Here is a 17,955-nt window from a genome sequence, read left to right as displayed (position 1 = left end):
GCTGGCCGTGGGGGGAACGCCGGGACGCGGCTCGGCCGCCGCCCCACCGGCGGGTGCGGTCACCGTGAGCGTCACGGCGAGTGTGAGGAGCAGGGCGCGCGGCCAGCCGCGTACGGCGTGCATCACGCGTCGGTTCACTCGGAGAAGGCGTCTCGACGACACGCGCTTCCCCCTTCAGTCCTGGTCGGAAGTGCGGTCCCGCCGGCGGATCGGCAGCGGGCGGTCGTTGTCCTGCGGTACCCGATGATCACGGGCATGTGTCTAGCGCAAGGACCCACGGCGCCGGTCGCGCTTGTGCTGCGGCGTGCCGACGCGTCCCCCTCACGGGCCATGCCGGGCTGGGCAGCAGACAGGCACGACATCAGCCGCTCCGCGCCCACCAGGTCGCACTTCGCGGGCTACGGCACAGCACTGGCAGAACCCGGCCCGGCTGAAGGCCGTGATCGATCGTTGGGACCAAGAGGACGACAACCACCACGTCCGGACCTGGTCGCACACGATCGGCGAATGCTTCGCCGCCGAACAGCCGCTGCTGGCACCGCTGCCGGAAGACCTCTTCGAGACCGGTCGGCTCTCCACGCCGCGGGTCAACCGATGCAGCCGGTTCCGCGTCCGGATGAACCGCTACTCGGTCCCGTCCGCCCGCCTGATCTGCAGAACCGTTCGCGTCATGCTCCGCGCCTCCAGGCTGGGCCCCGTGCCCTCTCCGGCCGGCCAACACCTTCACCGAGCCCCGCCTCTGCGCGGCCATCGTCGACCGCCTCACCTTCGGCGGCAACGTCATCGAAACCGGCACCGACTGAGCCCCGATGGAGCAGCACTCACTGAACGCATCCAAGGGACCCGAGACTCGCAGCACCCACTGATCCATCCGGGCTGCGAAGTCACGTGCTGAGGAGATGTCCGAGGCCGGCAGAGTCCGAAATCCTCAATGCCGTCGAAGAAGTCCACGTTAGCCCAGCCACCGCGAAACAGAACCACCTGCAGTTCGGCCTCCGCCGAACCCGAGATCACCACCCCGAGGGAGTCGGGATCGTTCACCCGAGCCCTGTCGGTCTCCAGAGGCTGGGGCCACTTCGCCTCCCCATCCCTCAGGTCATCTCTCCGACTTCAAGGCCGGCCGACCTCCACCGCTCGACGCAGTCGAGCAGCAGTGCAGCCGCTTCGTCAAGATCAACAACTCTGTCCATGAAGGGATCATCCCTCATAGATAGAGCTCAGCAGCCCGGAGCATGCAGTCGGCTATCGCCTCACAACACTCGCAGCGAAGGCGCCGCGCGGCTGCGACCATCGTCGAACGTCGGAGGTCAACGCCCGGAAGCACCGCACCGTCTCGATCTGGCGGGACCCGCCGGACGAGCTGGGCTCATTTGCAATGGACGGCACCTGGGAACGGATTCTTGCCGTGTTTCTGGCGTCAGCCGACGACGCTGACGACATCGGCTGGACCGTGTCAGTGGACTCCACCGTCTGCCGGGCCCACCAGCACGCCGCCGGAACCAAGGGGCACGATATCGGGCTGAACCCGACGACCACGGACTCGGACGTTCCTGCGGCGACCTGAGTACTCAAAGAGGATCTTGTCCGTGCAAGGTTGTTTGGTACCTCGGGCGTGACGTTGGATCGGGTCATTACGCGTGTGAGGATCGTGCTGTGCGCGCCTGTATGTAGTGCAGTGGTGCGCGTGCACAAGGTCGAGCGGGGGTGCTGGAGTGTTCGCGGGGAGAACAGCGCGGCTGGTGGTCAGCAACGACGGCGAGGAACCGCTGGAGCTGACGGTGGAGCCTTGGGCAGACGCCCACCAGATCCCGCCGAAAGAGACCTGCGTCGTTGTCACCCACTCGCCCGCGGGAGATGAAACGTGGGGCGGGACGTCGTACGGCGACGAGCCGTTCGAGGTTGAACACCGGCCGGATTCGGTCACGGTGTGGGCGAACGGCCACTGCTTCCACCTCAGCGACAGGCAGGGTAACGCGATCTACGCGAACGAATACGGGGGCGGGTGCCCTGCCCAGAACCCGGTCGTCTAAACAATTAGTTGTCCTGGTGGAATAGCGATTCAGGGTGGTTCGGGGGGCGGATCATGGCCTTGGAGCGGGCCGGGTGCGGGTGGGTTTCGTAGTGGCGGGCGAGACGGCGGTGGTTCATGAACCAGCCGAAGGTCCGCTCGACGACCCAGCTGCGGGATGACCTTGAAGCCCTTCTGGCCGGGCTCGCGGTGGACGACTTCGACGTCGATGCCGAGGCGGGCGCCGTGATCGATGGCCTTGGTCCGGTATCCGGTGTCGGCCCAGGCCTTGGACACGCGGGGGTGGGCCTTCGCGATCCGTGTGAGCACCTGAATGCCGCCGACGTTGTCGAGACACTGGAGCCACCGGCTGAGACGTTGCCGAGGTCTTGACGCTCTGCGCGTCCAGCACACACGCACCCGGCCGCCGACAGCCCTGTCGCTACAGGGCGCGAACAGGGGCGCGCGGGAGCGCTTTGGGCTACTGCAGGTCTGTACTTGGCTGGCGACGCCAGTCCCAGCCTGGATGCTGGTCCAGCAGCGCCACGAACTCATGCGCCAGCAGGATTTCGTGGTGGTTCGTATCGATAAGACCGTCGAAACCATCAAGCACACTACGGAGGAAGGCTCGGGCCGCGTCCATGGACTCGCACGAGACGTAGACCCCGTACGGCTCACCAATCCGGGATCTCACCTCTTCGAGCTCGTCCGGCTCGTAGTCCGCCAGGATCCCGCCTGAGAGGTCGAGGTGGTACGAATACCCGTGCCAGTGGAGCCGCTCGTCACCGGTCGCAGCGTCCGGCGCGAGGCCCAAGGAACGGATCGGCCCCTCGAGCAACGGGCGTCGCTCCACAGGGGCAAGAACGATCACAGACGGCCAGGACACAAGGCGCCACCTCCGAAGCGACAGTATCCGAGCAGTTCCCTCAGGTGCCGTCTGGCTCCGGCGCGGGACCAAGGAGACTCGCCCCAGGATTACCCTGCGGGCGGCAGGGGACTGTCAGTAGGCGGTGACAAGATCACCTGCATGGGTTCCGTACGAACAACTCCGCCGCGTCCTGTCGAGGTCACAGAGGTCTTCCCCGAGCTGGCTCCGTTGGCCCGTCCTGCGCTACGGCTGCATCCGCGTCCGGGTTCGCCTTCGGTCAGGGACAGCTCGGTCGGCGGCCCGCTGCTGTGGCCGGCGCAGGAGCCGTGGCCGCACTGTGAAGATGCGCACCTGCACGTGGACAGCGGTTTTCGTCGGTCCCCGACCGAAGTGCGACTCGAGAGAGCCTTGCAGCTCAGGTGGCGCCCCGACCGCCCGGCTCCCACGCTCACGCCCGCAGAGGAGGCGCTCAGGGAACGGAACGCCGCATGGCTCGCCGAACGGCTCGAAGCCGGCTCTCCCCGGCCCGCCGACTGCCCGGTCCCGATGTTGCCCGTGGCTCAGCTGTTCCTGCGTGACATACCCCTGTTGCAGCCGCCGGGGCGGGCCGATCTGCTGCAGATCCTCTGGTGCCCTTACGAGCACGAACCGGATTACAAGCCGGCGACCGCACTGTTCTGGCGGTCGGCGGCCGAGGTCGGCGAAGTCCTCGCCACACCGCCGGAACCCTACGAGGCGGACTACCCCGGTTACGTGCCAGAGCCGTGCGTGCTGGCGCCGGAAGCGATCACCGAGTACCCCAACAGCCTGGAACTGAGCCCGGAGCTGCAGCTGATGCTGGCTGACTGGAGCAGGTGGCGGGCATCCGGCGCGGATGTGGACAGCTCCTACGCGAAGCATCCGCAGGAGTTCTACTCCACTCATCTGGGCAACGCACCCGGCTGGAAGGTCGGCGGCTGGTCCCCCTGGGGCCGCACCGACCCGGAACCCCAGCACTGCGCCGTCTGCGAGACACAGATGATCCCGCTCCTGACCATCGCTTCCTGGGAGTGGGACGGTGACGAGAGCCGCAGCTGGGTGCCGCTGGAGGACCAGGCCGCCGCGGCCGGCTCGTACTTCGCGGGCCAGGCCCCTTCCCAGCCGACGAGGGTGGAAGTAGGCAGCACGGACAACATGCAGATCTACATCTGCCCGGCCTCCCCCGAGCATCCACACACCGATCTGATCCAGTGAGCCCGTTACCCCTTGAACGACAGTCCTCTCTTCGAGACTGCGAACTCAGCCGAGAGGGCCAGGTCAGGTTCCGGAGGCGGGTCCGTAGAGGGCTTCCGGCTTGCCGGTCATCAGGGCCCAGTAGCGGTCGCCGAAGGACCAGTGCCACCACTCGGTCGGGTAGTTGACGAGCCCGGCGGCGGTGAGCGCACGGCTGAGGGTGGCGCGGTGCAGCCGGGCTTCGTGGGAGAGACCGTCGGCGAGGGTGTAGCAGCGGCCCCCGCTTTCCTCCGGGCTGGCGTTGACGCGGGTGCCCATGTCGAGCTCGGTGCCGTCCGCGTCCACCAGGGTCAGGTCGACGGCCGCGCCGGCGCTGTGCGGGGCGATCTCCGGCGGTGACACGTACCGGCTCGCCTGCGACCGGAGCTCCTCCGGCGGCCAGTCGCCGTGGGCCGCGCGCAGCTCGGCCGCGTACTCCTCGAAGTACCGCTGCTGCAGTGCCGGCGGCCGGAATCCTTCGACGACGAGGAGACGCAGTCCTTCGGGGAGCAGCAGCTGCGCCTGCAGGAGCCGGTCGAGAACGCCGGAGCGCAGGTGCGCGAAGGCGTACGCGGGATCGGAGCGGCTGTCATCGAGGAGGAGCTCTCCGCCGGAGCGGACATCAGCCAGGGGTTCACCGTTGTCCGAGACCGGGATCGCGGCGACCCGTGGGTCGGACATCAGGACGATGCTCATCTAGACCTCCCCGTCCCAGGTGTGGAAGTACGCAGGGATCCCAGGGCGGCGGGCGGCCATCACGGCCTCGACCCGGGTGTGGTCGCGTCCCGGCATCAGGCCCTGCCGCTCGGGAACAGCCAGGGCACGGACTTCGTGGTGCTCGTCCGGGTCCAGCACGATACCCGCAGCCTGCCCTGGGGTGAGCCGGCCGCCGTCGCACACCCGCCCCACGGTGGCCGGCGGCCAGTCCCCGCACGGCTGCCCGGACACGGTGGCCCGGAACTTCTTGGGGTCCCTCGACGCGGAGGCCGCTCTCCGCCCGTCACGCCCGCACAGCGGTTGCCCAGGGTCGCCCGGTTCGGTGACGCCGCCCGGCTGCCAGGGGCGGGCGCTGCGGTACGTGGCCCGGAGCCGGACGGGCCGGGCGTGCTCGTCGGTGAAGAACACGGCACCGCCGACCGTGGCCTTCGAAAGCGTCACAGCGAACTCCTCCGGAGGCAGCCGGTTCCGTTCGACGAGGGAGGGGAAGCGCATCATCCGCATGAGTGCCAGGTCGGCAGGGGCCTTGGCGTGGCCGCAGCGCCGGTGGGCGGGGTCAGTCGCGACCGTGTGAACCCGCACGGCTCGGCCCTCGGGGTGCTTCGGGGCAGGAAGGATGGGGTGGACCACGTCGAGTGCGCAAGTGGCGAGCCCGCCGGGGCGGGAGTCGACGACGTACGCGCGGGCGACACCGCCTTCCTGAAGGCGTAAGGCGAGCTGGTCGGTACATGTGTTGATCCGGGGTCGGGGCATGGGGGCCTTTCTCGAGCGGTTCGAAGTACCGGACAGAATACGGACGTTGGGTTCGAATGTAACGAAGCACCCGGACAGGCCCCCGAGAAATCGGCCGCCGACTGGAAGGATCCAGATGAACCGCCGGGACCGCTACCCGTAGGCCCGCGCCGCCGTCATCTCGCCGCCTTCAACCTTTCCGGCCACCGCCCTCACCGGTGCCGCTCAGCAGACCGAGGCCCTCGGCCAGCGCGGCGTCGTCCTGCCGCACCCACCCATACGGCATCGGCCGGCTCGTGGCCGGGTGCGGGCTGGCTGGAGACGACGAGAGCGGCCGGTGGGATGCCGTACTCCGTCTCGAGCCGTACGCCGACCTCGTGGGCGACCGAGGCACCCATGCTGTGGCGGGGCGAGGGTGTCCCGGGCGGGCCCTCCACCGTACGCGCAGGCCTGGGCGACCGCCGACGGGTCCAGCCAGTCTCGACGCCGCTCACGGGCGTCGCACGGGTGATCTCGGGGGTGGCCCGGTGGTGGTGCCCGGCCCCGGCACGTCGGGCGAGCTCGCCTTCGAGCGGAAATCATGGGCAGGGTTGCCAGCTCGGTCCGCTGCGGCGGCGGTCTGTATCAGCGCGCCGCGGCAACCGAGTCGGTGGTCCCGTGCCAGGTCCTGCGGTAGCCCTCACGGAGGGGCCGCCGACGAGGTCGAGCACCTTCGACGCCGCAGCACCGCCCGCCCGGCAGTCGCCCTGCCATTCTCGATGAGCACTGCGATGTCCAAGTCGCCGCTGGCAATGGCTCTCCCGGTAGCCGTGGAGCCGGCGAGAACGACGGAGAGCGCTTCTGGGAATTGGCTGCGGACGAGACGTCGCGCCTGCTCGATGGGGTCTGCATGCTGCATGGCGAGCCGATTCCACGTGGCATGGTCCGAGTGGGCTTGTTCCTGTTTGGCGGACAGCGGTCGAGGTAGTACGAATACCCGTGCCAGTTGAGCCGCTCGTCACCCGTCGCAGCGTCCGGCGCGAGGTCCAAGGAACGGATCAGCCCCTCAAACAACGGCGGCGCAGCGAGTCCACCGTGTGATGTACCGAGGTCCGCTTCTCGGCTGCGGCCCAAGGCCGGCTCGCCGCCTCCCCAGGTGCTCGGTGAGTCTTCGTCAGGAACCGTTCCGGATGTGGGTTCGTCCCTTCCCGTCAAGGAGTCCCCACCGGTGACGGTCACGGGGCGTTGACGGGGGGCGGGTGCGCGCGGATGGCGGGGCTCAGGGGCAGAAGGAACGGTACGGCGGTCCTGGTGGTGGTGCTGGCCGCCGTGGCTGTGGGCGGCTGGTTCCTGTACGACCGGTTCGGCGGCCCCGCCGAGAGCCGGGCGGCGATCACCGAGGCCTGCGAGGGGATGGTGGACCCGGGCGCGTTGATGCGCTTCGCCGGCAGCGGGAGGAAGGTGGAAGCCCGGTCCCCGGGGGACCGCGTGTGCCTGCTCACCCGGGAGGTGACCTTCGAGGGCGAGAACCAGATGGAGGACTTCTTCTCGCTGTGGGTGGTCGCGTCCCACGACGCCGAGCCGGGCGAGAGCCGGTTCGCCTTCACCGACCGGTCCGTCACGGTGACGGCGAAGTGCGCCGATCCGGCCCGGTCGGCCGGGGTGACGGCGCTGCGGGTGACCGCCGGCACCGAGTTCGACGCCGCGAAGCGCGGTGCGCCGGGGGCGCTGCCGGCGCTTGCCCGCGAGGCGGCCTTGCGCGCGGCGGCGAAGGCGGGTTGCGACACCACCCTGCCGGCGGCCCCGAATCTCTGACGGCACGCGGCCGGGCCATCGCCCTGCGCTTCCTCCGGCCGAGGCCGGCCACCCGCCGCGTGTCCTGCGACGTCCTGGCGGGCGAGAGGCCCCGGCCGGAGACGACTCCGGCGGGGCCCCTCGGTATCAAATCAATTCAGGACAACAATTCGCGACGGGATTCGGAATACGAGTCCATGTTCTCCGGGAGGAGCTCCGACATCTTGTCGAAGAACGCCGTTCCCGCAGCTCTGAGCGCGTCAATGAAGCTGGATCCCGAAACATTGGCTTTCTTCACCTCGCTGCCGATTCTCACCGAGACGAGAACCTGAGACCCCTGCCGCCGAAAAGAGAGTTCGATCGGCTGGTCCGGGAAGTAGGTCGACGCGTGTCCCGTGGCCGACAGCTGCGGAGCCATACCGGCCATGTACGCCCACAGCTGGCCTACGTAATCCCATTCACGGAGCCCGGTGACTTCCACTCCATGGATGGCGTTCCGCACCGTGCCCTCGACGTAGTCACCGTCGACCGGACGGGTGGTGCATCCTTCAACCTGGACGAACTCGCCGTCCGCACCCCTGAGATACGTCTCGATCTCGATCACGCTGCGATTCCCCACTTCACGGAACAGGATAAAACTGGCCGATTCAACCTCGGTTCATACCGAGAATGTAGTTTACTCCGTTGACCTTTCCTCGAATCTGATACATGCCCCTACCCCCTCGCTCGATCAGCTCGTCCCTGTTCTGCCGCATTCCTGCCCGATTGCATCTTGAACATCGGCAACACTCATCGTCGGATGATGGCGCGTGAGGATGTGCTCCATTCCCTTCTTGTCCAGACGGAAAGCCTGGTTCCCGAACTGGAAGCGCCGGCTGTTCCAATCCCTGAGGGCCGGAATGCAGCCCCCGCTGTTGTGAACGAGAACCGGAGCCTCACCAGCGAGCACGTCGTACGTGTGGAGGCCGTTGACACTGAGGTTTAGGCCGGCTGGAGTCCTGTCGCCGCCTGCTCGGCTGTCTGCGCCGCTTTCTCGGCGTGGTTCACATCGGAGTTCGCGGCGTCGCGTGCCGTGGAGGCGGCGTCGGCTGGTTCGAATCGCTCCCAGCGGGGAGGTCCTGACCCGTAAGGGATCATGGTCGTTCCCCATCAACGGAAAGTGGGATCTGCAGCCAGATGCAACCTAACGTTGATACTCGATACGTTTGAAGGGACGTGAATGACTCGAAACAGCTTGGGCCGGGCCGAGTACCAGCTCTATCTACTCGAGACGATGAGGCCGCTGCCGGAGACGCTGGACAGGATTCTCAGGGAGATCGAATGCTCCCAAGAACAGATGGAGCAAGAAACGGAACGCATACGCTCAGAAATCCACATGCCGGCCGGGTCTGCGGGTCGGACACGGGACATCCTGAGAGGCATTCGAACCCATCAGGAACAGGGTGGGCTCGTCGAGCGTTACAAATTCCCCCTCTGGCCGGAATATGAACTCGAAGTCGAATACCATCCGGCAGGGGACTTCTTCATGCGGCTCTGGTTCGTCCGAGCCCCCGGAAGCGAGCCACCCACTGGTCAGCCCACGCCGTGGACCTGGCTCAAGGATGAGGCCCTTGCGCAGTACGAGGACGTCAAGGAACTCACGCTCTGGCTTCCCTACGAGACCTATGACGTACTGAACCCGAAGGATGGGAAGCGCTACTTCCTCCGCTTCGGATGGTACGTCCTACAGGAAATAGACGAGATGTAACCAACGACCCCCGGGATCCGCCGTCAGGTGGAATCCCGGGGGATCCGGCGTGGGAAGCTGCGGACCACGGTGATCGGGCGGCAACCGCCGTTGGGCCGCCCCGGATTGCCCCTCGCCCGTCTCGGGACTGATCAAGCCCGGAGAGCCTACTGAGGACTGCCGACGACCGCCGACGCCCCGGACACCGCAGCAGATGCCCCGGCTGAGCTCCTCACCCCCATCACCCGCCGCCAGCACGAACACCGCCAAGCGCGTCATGAACCGGCTGACCGAAGTTCTCGACACCGGGCTGCTCTCTGCCGAGCAGGACCTCGACCAGGGCGCCGCCGCCCGCACCGGAATGCGGCAGGTCGCCGATGCCGACGGCGGCCTCGCGCCCAAGACCCGCTGCGGCCTGGCCATCCTGGTCCGCCTCGCCGACGAACTCCCAGCGCGCTCGCCGCCATCCCCACCCTGGGCTGGAAGGATCGCCACCACCGAGTCCTCGGCGACATCCGCTGGTCCCACGCCGGTCCGTCTCGCCCTCGCACCGGCCTTCGCCGGTCCCGAGCGTTCCACCCGACGAGCTTGCCCTCGCCCACCAGCTCCCCGAAAGCCTCGGCCGGCGGTTCAACGCTCTCCTGGCCCAAGTCGTCACCCTGATCAAGCACGCCGGAACCGACGGCATCATCGACCGCGACCGGCCCCTTCGCCTACTTCGCCGACATCGCCCACTTCATGGGCGGTCTGCCCTGCTCGCTCCCACCATCACGCAGTGGATCGACAGCCCCAACGCCGTACGCGCCGCGCCCGTTGGCAGCACGTCATCCCGCCCGCCGGACGCGTACCAGCCGATAGCCGCATCGCGGCGCCGAGACGGAGGCCCTTGGGCACGGATGCTGAGCTCCGGCTTTGTTCAAGCCGCACCGGCGAGAACACCATCTCCTGGCCCGACCCGAAAAAGAAAATCAAACCCTCCCGGCATCTACAATGATCAAGATCTGGGGAGGGTTTCGTATGGCGATACCGAATCGTCCCGTCCCGTTGGACCCGGCTGTCGAACGCGCCGCAGAGGCCGGCGACGTCGTCGCGATGAGGCTGCGGGGCCACTACCTCTACAAAGCCGGTGACGACGGGGCGGCTGAGGAATGGCTGCTAGCCGCCGCGCGGGCAGGGGACGCCGAAGCGATGTACATCCTCTCAAGCGTCTACCACGATCGGGGAACAAGGGCGTTTCCGAACGGCGGTGCCGACGACGTCACTGCCGCGTCCTGGTGCAGGCGCGCCGCCGAGGCGGGATGGGTCCCGGCCATCTGGGCCATGAGGTCGTGGGTGGACCGCGACGAGCTCGAGTTGGCTCCTGAGGGCATGGGAGACCGGCGATCCGCTCGCGGCGTTCAATCTGGCCGGACTGTTCCAAGACGAGGAGCGGCCCTCCGACGCGGAGCACTGGTACCGCATCGCCTGTCGCGTACCCGGCTCCTTCGGCCACATCGCGCGCGGCGTCCTGGCCAACCTCCTCGACCATCAGGGGCGGCACGAAGAAGCCGCGGAGCTTCTGACACAGAACGCGGAAGAGGGTTCCTCGGCTGCCGCCCGGCACCTGTCCGACGTGCTGGAGAAGCTCGGCCGGACAGAGCAGGCCGCCCTCTGGCGCGGGCGGATCGAGGCCCTTCGGACCGCCGAGCGAGAGCAGGAACCCCTGTTGTGAAGGGCTCTGGTGGGTCCCTCGAAAGTCACCCGCGCCGGTTGTCGAAGCCCGGCCCCTGAGCAGAGGCGTCCGCCGGTCCTGAGGCACTTCTGCTCATCACTGTCCTCGGCGCCAGAACTGACGCACCGGTGGTTCTGCCACCTGCCAGGACCAGCGAGGGGGGACGGCGACCGGTCGAACGAGCCGGTGGAACCGACGGAGGCCCCGAGCAGACTTCCTGACGGTGACGGGGATGTTGATGACGAGCCCGAGGTCCCGACGGACCTCATCCCTCCGGATGTACCTGTCCAGCCGGACGACAGCCCTGAAGGCCCCGAAGGGCCGCAGGGGTTCGAGGAGGGATGGGAGGCCGGCTCTCCCGCAGTTCGAGCCGGCGAATCCGAGATCCCGGAGGAACCACAGGAGCCCGACGCGCACTGGGCCTCGACCGAAAGCGGGCCCGGTCGGGTCGACGACGCTGCCGATGACGAAGGCGGGGAGCCGGCGTCCGCTGAAGATGGGGCCGACAGCGGCCCGCTGCCCGAGGGTGCCCCGTTGTGGAGCGTGTTCTCGAAGGCAGGCGACTCCCTCACCGGCCCCCATGCACCAGCCGAGGGTGTCGGCGACCGTCACGTCGCGGTGGACCGGCCGGCGTTCAACGCCATGGAGATCCCTCAGTACAACGTGTGTCTCTACGAGTACGGCACCCCTCTCGACCGCTCCGACGGTGGTCACCTCCCCTTGTTCAATGGCCCCCGACCCGGTGACTGTGGGGTGATCGCCACCATGGGGGCTGTAGCTGGACACCTTCCGGAAGCGATATCGAGTCGCGTCACGGAGAACGACGACGGTACGTACCAGGTGACCCTCCATCAAGTGAGCGCGGACGGCTTTGGGGACCTGGCACCCTATGTGCCGACCGGTGCGGTCACCGTTCTCACCATCACACCGGAGCTGGTGGTGCCCTCGCTCCAGCCGGACGCCCCGGCCTACGCACAGGTGGGCACCGGGGGTCACGCCTGGTCCGCGATCCTAGGGAAGGCCTTCGCGGGGATCGACCAGACCTGGGGAGAACGAGGATCATCCCAGGGAGTTCTCGGCCATGGATTTCAGAGCGAATTTCGCGAACCAGTACAGCACGTTGGTCTAACGGGCACGGGCACAATGGGCAGTGAGTCGTCGCGGTCGACTCCACGATCGCGCCGGCCCATCAGCGCCCTGCCGGGGCCGCTCACAAGGGCCCCGGCCGGCCTTCGTCATCACGCCCGGCCAGGTCGGTGACGCTCCCGCGTTCACCCAGGTCATGGCCCGATTACGCGTGCCGCAGCGGATCGGCCGTCACGGCGGCCGCCCGCCGCAGGTGAACCTGACGGTCTCCCTGGGCTGGTCAGCAGGTGCCGCAGTCCGGTCCCACGGGGCCGTTCCCGGCCGCGATCGCTCTCGTCGGCGCCTGAGCGGACACGCACGGCGCGGCGGCGGTCGCTCGGCAGGGGATGGGGGCGCTCAGCCCTCGATGTACAGGAACTCCGGGCCGTAGGTCTTCGTGCTGCCGTCGGGCAGTTCCATCTGCACGAGCTTCCGTGCCTGTGTACGCATCTTGCGCATGCAGTCGATCGCCGCGGGCAGCATGTCCGAGTCACCCGTCCGCCAAGCTTGCTCCAGTGTCCGCAGCATGGTGCTGAATTGCGTGTTGAACGTGTTGAGCACCTGCTGGACTTCGGGTGTGGGCGCGTTCGGCGCGCTGTTGGACCACCCGCCCTCGGGCACCCTCGCCATGGGGAAGGCCGGCGGCAACACGACGTCGTCGCCTTTGAAGTCCCACTTGACCGGGTCCTCCGACACCTTGATCAGTTTCTTGCCACGGAACATCTCCCGGAAAACGAAGAAGTGCGACAGCTCCCCCGGCTTGCCGGGGAAGGGGTTCTCGGGTGAGGTCGAGGTGCCCTCGCCCTGCTCCTTGATGATCTCGATGGCCTCCCGGACCTTCTCGATGCTGTCGAGCGGAACGATCTCGTTGCCCTTTCCAAGGCTCGCCAGGGAGAACTTGATCTGCCGGTCGCCGGTGATCAGGTGCTGCTGAGTCTCGAACGCCTCCGCGATCGCGGTGTAGAAGGCCCCGATGGTCGCGGAGCCGCCGGACTGGACGAGCGGATGCTCCGGGCGTTCGATCTCGGAGAACATCTCGACCGATTGCCTGGACAGACCTTCGAGGAAGATGACCAGACCTGGACGCACTCCGCCCGGCAGATCACGCTCGTACTTCGGCACCACCTTGGGATCAGCGAGGATCGGAGTTCCTCCGATGGTGGTGAGCATGTTGCACACGAGTCCCATGTGGGTCATCTCGTCGAAGATGACCTCCCGGATGTCCTTGGCGATCGCCGCGCTCGGCTCCTTGACCGACCACAGGGCGCTCGCGTACGGACCGATGGTCGCGATCTCCACCATGATCGCCTGCTGAAGTGAGTTCTTCAGCCACTCCGCATCGCGCTCCTCGGGGAGGGCCTCCATCAGCTCGACGATGGCATTGCTCTCGTACTCCAGGACCTGGGCCACGGCACGCCTCTCTCGTCTGTACGCACACAGCGAGAAAGCCGTATCCGATTCGCGGGTCGGTCAGAGGGTGCGCGCGCGAAACGCGTTGGTGGTTCACCCCATCGCGGCATCGCAGCGCGCGAGTGCCCCCTTCCCACGGACACGCCGCAGACGTGACGCACGCCGTGGCGATCCTGCTGATACGTATAGGGGGAATCAGCCGGTACGGCGACCGACCGGCCCCCACTCCCACTCCCACGCCCAGGCCGCGCCGCACGGTTTCGGGGCCGACGGCCCGTGCGCCTACGGCTGCGGCCTGACGCCCCCCTTGGGGGCGGGCCACGACAGACACCCGAGCTGATCGGGAAGATCACGCTGAGCAGCATCCTGACGGAGGTGTACGGCCAGCATGCGCACGCCCGTGTTCGAGCTCCATATCCGGCCGATGTTCCGCGCCACCGACAAGGCCCATATGGGCTTCGCGTTCGACCTGTGGGACTACGACGACGTCGTCGCGAACGCCGACGACATCCTGGATCGGCTGCAGAACGACATGCCGCCCACAGCGACCGGCGGACTCTGGCCCGAGGAGTGGGTCACGCTCTTCAAGCGCTGGAAGGACGGCGCCCGCAAGCGCCTGGACCTCGGCACCGCCGCCTTCGCCTTCCAGCAGGGCTCCACCAAGACCACCATCACCGCGACCGGCACCTTTCCGGCCGCCGGCGTCGAGGGCTGGCTCCAGCTGGAGAGTGAGACGGACACCTCGAAGACGTACGTCCTGTACTTCGAGGCCCCGGACACCCCCGTCGGCGGCACGGCCGAGGCCTTCACCCTGAAGGAGAGCTACCCCTCCAGCGACACCCGGTCCGTCTTCATCCGCAGCAGCTCCGGCACCCAGCAACTGCACTGACCGCGCCATCCGGCCCCGGCGGACGCGTGGCTGCCGGGGCCGGGCGGCGGACACGTGTGCGAGCTCGTGGTCCCGCTCGTCCGCGCGTTGCCGACCGGGCCGGACAAGGGCGCGTCGGCGGGCGGGCCACGAGCGGCAGGCGCGGGCGGGGGAACGGCGTCACCGCACGGCGGGGCGCCGGTCGAGGCGGTCGCCGGGGCGGGCATCGACGGGGCGGGCATCGACGGGGCGAGGGTGCCGGCGGCAGTCGGAGGGGTGCCCGTGGTGCGGGCGGAGACCCGGCTCAGGCCGCCCGGCAGCGACTGGCTCTACCTGAAGCTGTACGGCAGCCCCTGGCAGCAGCGACCGGGCTCGGCACCAGGTTCGCCTTCGACACCTACGAGCGGGAGGTCGAGCGCTACGGCGGCAGTGAGGGCATGCGCGCGGCGGAGGCCGTCTTCGGCACCGACAGTTCCTCGGTCGCGCGGTTGCTCCAAGCCGGCGAGGACGGCGAACTCGCGCTCGACCGCACCGACCTGGCGGTCAGCAGCGTCGACGACCTGCTCGACTCGCTGGGTCTGACGCCCGACCAACGGCTGGCGTTCTGCCGGGGCGCGGGCGAGACCTCGCGCGACGGCGGCGAGGAGTACCGTCGGCGCGGGCACCAGCTGCGCCAGACGCTCGGTCGGCAGGACTGCCCCGACACCGCCGTCCTGCGCCTGCTGCTGGCGGAGCGTCGGGCGTCCCTCGCACCCGCCGCCGACCTGCTCGGTGCACTACGGCGGGAGGGCCTCGGCGGGGACGGCGAGCGGCGGGTGCTCGAACTGCTGCGCCGCACCAGGGAGGGCCTGGCCCGGGCCCCCGTGGACCGGCCACCCGGGGCCGGCTGACGTGTCCGGCCCCAGTGGTCGTGCGGAATCCCGTGGCCCGGGGGCCGGGGGTTGCGTAGCGTGGCGGTCATGCCGATGCCCGTCCTGTACTGCCGTGATGCGTTCAACCCTCGACGCGTGGACGAACACTTCGCGCTGGAGGCTCGGGAGGTCCGTGCCTGTGGTGGGGCGGTGGGGCTGATCGACCACGACGCCTTGCTGGGGGGTGACGCGCAGCGGGCGGTCGCGCGTGTTCCGGCTGGGCTGGGCCGTTCGTGGTATCGGGGCTGGATGATTCCCGTCGACCGGTACGCCGCGCTGGCCGAGGCCCTGGACCGGCGCGGGGTCGAGCTGCTCGTGACGCCGGAGCGGTACCGGACCGCTCACGAACTGCCCGGCTGGTATGCGACGTTCGCCGACATCACACCAGCGAGTGTGTGGCGTCCCGCGGAACCCGGTGCGATGGTGGCCGCTGATGACCTGGCGGCGCTGGCCGAGTCCCTGCCACCCGGTGCGGGAATCGTGAAGGACTATGTCAAATCACGCAAGCACGAGTGGGAGCAGGCGTGCTTCATACCCGATCTGGCCGACACCGTGAGGCTGACGCGGGTCGTGCGGCGTTTCGTGGAGCTGCAGGAGGAGTTCCTGGCGGGCGGGATCGTTCTGCGGGCCTTCGAGGCGTTCTCGCGCCTTGAGTCCGTCGCGGCTGAGGTGCGCGTGTGGTGGCTCGACGGTGAGCCCAGGTTGCTGACGCCCCATCCGGACAGTCCCCTCGGGCGCGGGCTGGTTCCGGATCTCGAGCACATCGGTCCGGCGGTGCGGCGACTGGGATGCCGATTCGTCACGACCGACGTCGCCCTCCGCACGGACGGGCAATGGCGGGTCGTCGAAGTCGGTGACGGCCAGGTCAGTGATCTCCACCGATCGAGCAGCCGAGCCCAACTGGCCGCCCTATTGGTCAGTTCACAGGACTCACGGCAAGCGGACGTGTGACCACCCCGCCGTCCACGATCTCCAGCGGGGCCCGGCCGCGCACGTCGAGTGGCTCCCCGTCCAGCAGGCCGCCCACGGCCGAGGGACCGCGACCGCGCGCTACCCGTCTTTTCTCATGACGGCCCGCTGCGACCAGCGTCGGCGCAGCCGCTCGCGGAGGGAGGTGGGTCCCTCCGGGTCGAGGGTCGTCATGCGGGCGAGTTCCGCCCGGATTCCGTCCCTTCGGAGCCACCCGTATCCGCCGTCCTGGAGGCGGCGTACGAGTCCTTCGAAGTCGTCCTCGGTCCAGTCGGGCCTGTTCCCGAACCGGAAGAGGAAGCCCTCCAGGTGGGGGCGCGCCCCCTCGTCCCAGTCCGCGGGACGGCGCGCCTCCCACTCCCAGTCCAGCTCCCACAGCCGGACGAGGTCGCTGCTGGCCGACATCGCGAGCCTGCCGTCGGGCGTGACCGCGAGGCTGTGGACGGACCCTCGGTGGCCTTTGAGGACGCTGAGGCAGCGGCCGGTGACCACGTCCCAGATCCGTACGGTGCCGTCCTTGCCGCCCGAGATCGCGTAGCGTCCGTCGGCGAGCAGCCGTACCTTCGTGACCTGGTGTTCCCGGGCGGCGGGGAAGGAGCCGATGCACTCCCGGGATGCGATGTCCCCTACACGGGCTGTCCCCTGCGGCAGGCCGCTCACGGTGAGCGGGAGGCGGCCGTCCACGCTCGTCTCCACGTCGCGGGCGGAGGACCCCCCGCTGCGTAGGTGTACCTCGGCCTGGTGTGCGTGATCGTGGTCCCGCAGCCGTACGGTCGTGCCGGCGCCCGCCGCGATGCGCCGGCCGTCGCAGTCCGCGTAGAACGAGCGGATCACCGGTCCGGAACCCACGAGGGGCCACAGGACGCGGCGAGGACCGGGTGGTCCCACAGCAGCCCGGCCCGCCGCCGACCCAGCTCCCGCTCCTGTCCGGTCACGAGGTCGCGGAGCAGCAGGTCCAGACCCACCTTGAACACCGCGTGGCCCGCGTCCGTGGTGGTCGCGGCGAGCACCCCGACTCGATGCTCGGCGCTCCATGTCAGCCGCTGCTCCCGGTCGCCGTCGCCCAGGTCTCACAACCGCACCGCCGTGCCGGAGCTCCAGAGCAGGCCTCGGCCGTCCGGGGTGAAGCGGAGCTGGGCGTGCGGTCTGCGGGTGTGGTCGACGGGCGGCGTCGGGAGGCTGCGAACGGGGATACCGGCGGGCAGCCGCCACAGGCGTACGGTGCGCGCCGTCCCCCTTGGACCGCGCCGCTCGTCGGCGACCATCGACTCCCGATCTTCGCACAGGCGGCTCACCGGGTGGCAGGGAAGGGGCGGTTGGCCTCCGGGGGCGGCGCTACCGGGGGTACGGCGTCGAGGTCGGTGGGTTCATCGGGCGTCTCCCTTCGGGTTCTCGTCGTCGACGATCTCCGCATCGACGACTTCTTCCTCCGTGCCGGACGACGACGCCGTCCCGGAGGCCGGTCCGCCGTCGCCACCCGTAGCGGCGCCCTGGGCGTCGTAGAGGGCGGTGCCGATCTTCTGCGCGACGTCGCGGGCGTGCTCCGTGGCCGTGCGGATGGCTGCCGTGTCCTGGCCCTTGAGCCTTTCCTTGAGGTCGGTGATCGCGGTTTCGGTCTCCGTCCTGAGGTCGGCCGGGATCTTGGCCTCGTTGTCGCGGAGCAGCTTCTCGGTCTGGTAGACGAGCTGTTCGGCGTGGTTGCGGGTTTCGGCCTCCTCCTTGCGGCGGCGGTCTTCCTCGGCGTGCTGCTCGGCCTCGCGGACCATGCGGTCGATGTCCTGGCGCGGCAGGGAGGAGCCGCCGGTGACGGTCATCTTCTGCTCCTTGCCCGTGCCGAGGTCCTTCGCGGTCACGTGCATGATGCCGTTGGCGTCGATGTCGAAGGA

At 68.7% G+C, this 17,955-nt stretch carries 18 protein-coding genes and 4 pseudogenes; 10 read left to right on the top strand and 12 right to left on the bottom strand.

Translation table 11 applies throughout. The features are described from left to right. Window positions 1-304: 304 nt before the first annotated feature. The 4 genes and pseudogenes from ABT403_RS39130 to ABT403_RS37340 form a co-directional block, all read left to right on the top strand. Window positions 305-628, top strand: a pseudogene (locus ABT403_RS39130) (hypothetical protein); the annotation flags it as partial. Between the two features lie 91 nt (window positions 629-719). Beyond that, window positions 720-803: pseudogene (locus ABT403_RS37350) on the top strand (IS21-like element helper ATPase IstB); the annotation flags it as partial. 473 nt (window positions 804-1,276) lie between these two features. Continuing rightward, window positions 1,277-1,572: pseudogene (locus ABT403_RS39125) on the top strand (IS5/IS1182 family transposase); the annotation flags it as partial. Between the two features lie 167 nt (window positions 1,573-1,739). Beyond that, window positions 1,740-2,030 carry a hypothetical protein gene (locus ABT403_RS37340; RefSeq protein ID WP_344169956.1) on the top strand — a complete coding sequence of 97 codons (291 nt, stop codon included), beginning with the start codon at window positions 1,740-1,742 and terminating at the stop codon, window positions 2,028-2,030. A gap of 4 nt (window positions 2,031-2,034) precedes the next feature. On the opposite strand, the pseudogene ABT403_RS39120 reads toward ABT403_RS37340, so the two are convergent. Next, window positions 2,035-2,432: pseudogene (locus tag ABT403_RS39120) on the bottom strand (transposase); the annotation flags it as partial. A 57-nt stretch (window positions 2,433-2,489) separates the two neighbouring features. Next, the gene (locus ABT403_RS37330) at window positions 2,490-2,879 is read right to left on the bottom strand and encodes a hypothetical protein (protein WP_344169959.1); all 390 of its coding nucleotides are present in this window, start codon (window positions 2,877-2,879) and stop codon (window positions 2,490-2,492) included. A gap of 156 nt (window positions 2,880-3,035) precedes the next feature. Between ABT403_RS37330 and ABT403_RS37325 the strand changes: the two genes are divergently transcribed. Then, window positions 3,036-4,109, top strand: coding sequence for a hypothetical protein (locus tag ABT403_RS37325; protein WP_344169962.1), 1,074 nt, complete (start codon window positions 3,036-3,038; stop codon window positions 4,107-4,109). Between the two features lie 63 nt (window positions 4,110-4,172). Here the strand turns inward: ABT403_RS37325 and ABT403_RS37320 are convergent, their stop codons facing one another. The 3 genes from ABT403_RS37320 to ABT403_RS37310 all read right to left on the bottom strand — a co-directional run bounded on the left by ABT403_RS37320 (window position 4,173) and on the right by ABT403_RS37310 (window position 6,474). Further along, a complete protein-coding gene (locus ABT403_RS37320) occupies window positions 4,173-4,823 on the bottom strand; it encodes a M15 family metallopeptidase (protein WP_344169965.1) in 651 nt (216 codons plus the stop codon). Beyond that, window positions 4,824-5,285: an NUDIX hydrolase gene (locus ABT403_RS37315; protein ID WP_344169968.1), complete on the bottom strand. Its 462-nt coding sequence runs from the start codon at window positions 5,283-5,285 to the stop codon at window positions 4,824-4,826. A 970-nt stretch (window positions 5,286-6,255) separates the two neighbouring features. Further along, complete coding sequence (locus tag ABT403_RS37310; RefSeq protein ID WP_344169971.1) at window positions 6,256-6,474, bottom strand: nucleotidyltransferase domain-containing protein; 219 nt, start codon at window positions 6,472-6,474, stop codon at window positions 6,256-6,258. Between the two features lie 350 nt (window positions 6,475-6,824). Between ABT403_RS37310 and ABT403_RS37305 the strand changes: the two genes are divergently transcribed. Next, the gene (locus ABT403_RS37305) at window positions 6,825-7,370 is read left to right on the top strand and encodes a hypothetical protein (protein ID WP_344169974.1); all 546 of its coding nucleotides are present in this window, start codon (window positions 6,825-6,827) and stop codon (window positions 7,368-7,370) included. Between the two features lie 136 nt (window positions 7,371-7,506). On the opposite strand, the gene ABT403_RS37300 is transcribed toward ABT403_RS37305, so the two are convergent. Continuing rightward, entirely contained in the window at window positions 7,507-7,953 is a 447-nt protein-coding gene (locus tag ABT403_RS37300) for a hypothetical protein (protein WP_344169977.1), read from the bottom strand. 615 nt (window positions 7,954-8,568) lie between these two features. Here ABT403_RS37300 and ABT403_RS37295 point away from each other — a divergent pair. Further along, window positions 8,569-9,096 (top strand): hypothetical protein, encoded by a 528-nt coding sequence (locus ABT403_RS37295; protein ID WP_344169980.1) that lies wholly within the window; start codon window positions 8,569-8,571, stop codon window positions 9,094-9,096. A 1,786-nt stretch (window positions 9,097-10,882) separates the two neighbouring features. Here ABT403_RS37295 and ABT403_RS37290 read toward each other — a convergent pair. Continuing rightward, window positions 10,883-11,500 (bottom strand): hypothetical protein, encoded by a 618-nt coding sequence (locus ABT403_RS37290; protein WP_344169983.1) that lies wholly within the window; start codon window positions 11,498-11,500, stop codon window positions 10,883-10,885. 768 nt (window positions 11,501-12,268) lie between these two features. Next, window positions 12,269-13,321 (bottom strand): ferritin-like domain-containing protein, encoded by a 1,053-nt coding sequence (locus tag ABT403_RS37285; RefSeq protein ID WP_344169986.1) that lies wholly within the window; start codon window positions 13,319-13,321, stop codon window positions 12,269-12,271. Window positions 13,322-13,709: 388 nt separating this feature from the next. Here ABT403_RS37285 and ABT403_RS37280 point away from each other — a divergent pair, with 388 nt between their 5' ends. From ABT403_RS37280 to ABT403_RS37270, 3 genes are all read left to right on the top strand, one after another. Continuing rightward, window positions 13,710-14,210, top strand: coding sequence for a hypothetical protein (locus ABT403_RS37280; protein ID WP_344169989.1), 501 nt, complete (start codon window positions 13,710-13,712; stop codon window positions 14,208-14,210). A gap of 26 nt (window positions 14,211-14,236) precedes the next feature. After that, window positions 14,237-15,079, top strand: a complete 843-nt coding sequence (locus ABT403_RS37275) for a thiopeptide-type bacteriocin biosynthesis protein (RefSeq protein WP_351650830.1) — start codon at window positions 14,237-14,239, stop codon at window positions 15,077-15,079. Window positions 15,080-15,148: 69 nt separating this feature from the next. Continuing rightward, window positions 15,149-16,051: an ATP-grasp domain-containing protein gene (locus ABT403_RS37270; protein WP_344169995.1), complete on the top strand. Its 903-nt coding sequence runs from the start codon at window positions 15,149-15,151 to the stop codon at window positions 16,049-16,051. Window positions 16,052-16,150: 99 nt separating this feature from the next. Here ABT403_RS37270 and ABT403_RS37265 read toward each other — a convergent pair whose 3' ends face one another. From ABT403_RS37265 to ABT403_RS37250, 4 genes are all read right to left on the bottom strand, one after another. After that, entirely contained in the window at window positions 16,151-16,903 is a 753-nt protein-coding gene (locus tag ABT403_RS37265) for a WD40 repeat domain-containing protein (RefSeq protein WP_344169998.1), read from the bottom strand. Beyond that, complete coding sequence (locus ABT403_RS37260; RefSeq protein ID WP_344170002.1) at window positions 16,900-17,079, bottom strand: hypothetical protein; 180 nt, start codon at window positions 17,077-17,079, stop codon at window positions 16,900-16,902. Before ABT403_RS37260 ends, ABT403_RS37265 begins: the two co-directional genes overlap by 4 nt. A gap of 60 nt (window positions 17,080-17,139) precedes the next feature. Further along, on the bottom strand, window positions 17,140-17,364 hold the full coding sequence (locus tag ABT403_RS37255) for a hypothetical protein (protein ID WP_344170005.1): 225 nt from the start codon (window positions 17,362-17,364) through the stop codon (window positions 17,140-17,142). 72 nt (window positions 17,365-17,436) lie between these two features. Continuing rightward, window positions 17,437-17,955 (bottom strand): Hsp70 family protein (locus ABT403_RS37250; RefSeq protein WP_351650827.1); only part of this gene is annotated, 519 nt, incomplete at its 5' end.

Origin of the sequence: Streptomyces sp. NPDC000075 (assembly GCF_040301925.1) — a bacterium.
In the GTDB taxonomy this organism is placed as follows: Bacteria; Actinomycetota; Actinomycetes; order Streptomycetales; family Streptomycetaceae; genus Streptomyces; species Streptomyces polychromogenes.
Note: the sequence above shows the minus strand (reverse complement) of the source record. Positions and strands in the feature narration are given on the sequence as shown.

Bases quoted from the DNA above. Each gene is read 5' to 3' on its own strand.
- ABT403_RS37325 (WP_344169962.1), top strand. From the start codon at position 3,036: ATGGGTTCCGTACGAACAACTCCGCCGCGTCCTGTCGAGGTCACAGAG.
- ABT403_RS37320 (WP_344169965.1), bottom strand. From the start codon at position 4,823: ATGAGCATCGTCCTGATGTCCGACCCACGGGTCGCCGCGATCCCGGTC.
- ABT403_RS37310 (WP_344169971.1), bottom strand. From the start codon at position 6,474: ATGCAGCATGCAGACCCCATCGAGCAGGCGCGACGTCTCGTCCGCAGC.
- ABT403_RS37305 (WP_344169974.1), top strand. From the start codon at position 6,825: ATGGCGGGGCTCAGGGGCAGAAGGAACGGTACGGCGGTCCTGGTGGTG.
- ABT403_RS37295 (WP_344169980.1), top strand. From the start codon at position 8,569: ATGACTCGAAACAGCTTGGGCCGGGCCGAGTACCAGCTCTATCTACTC.
- ABT403_RS37280 (WP_344169989.1), top strand. From the start codon at position 13,710: ATGCGCACGCCCGTGTTCGAGCTCCATATCCGGCCGATGTTCCGCGCC.
- ABT403_RS37270 (WP_344169995.1), top strand. From the start codon at position 15,149: ATGCCGATGCCCGTCCTGTACTGCCGTGATGCGTTCAACCCTCGACGC.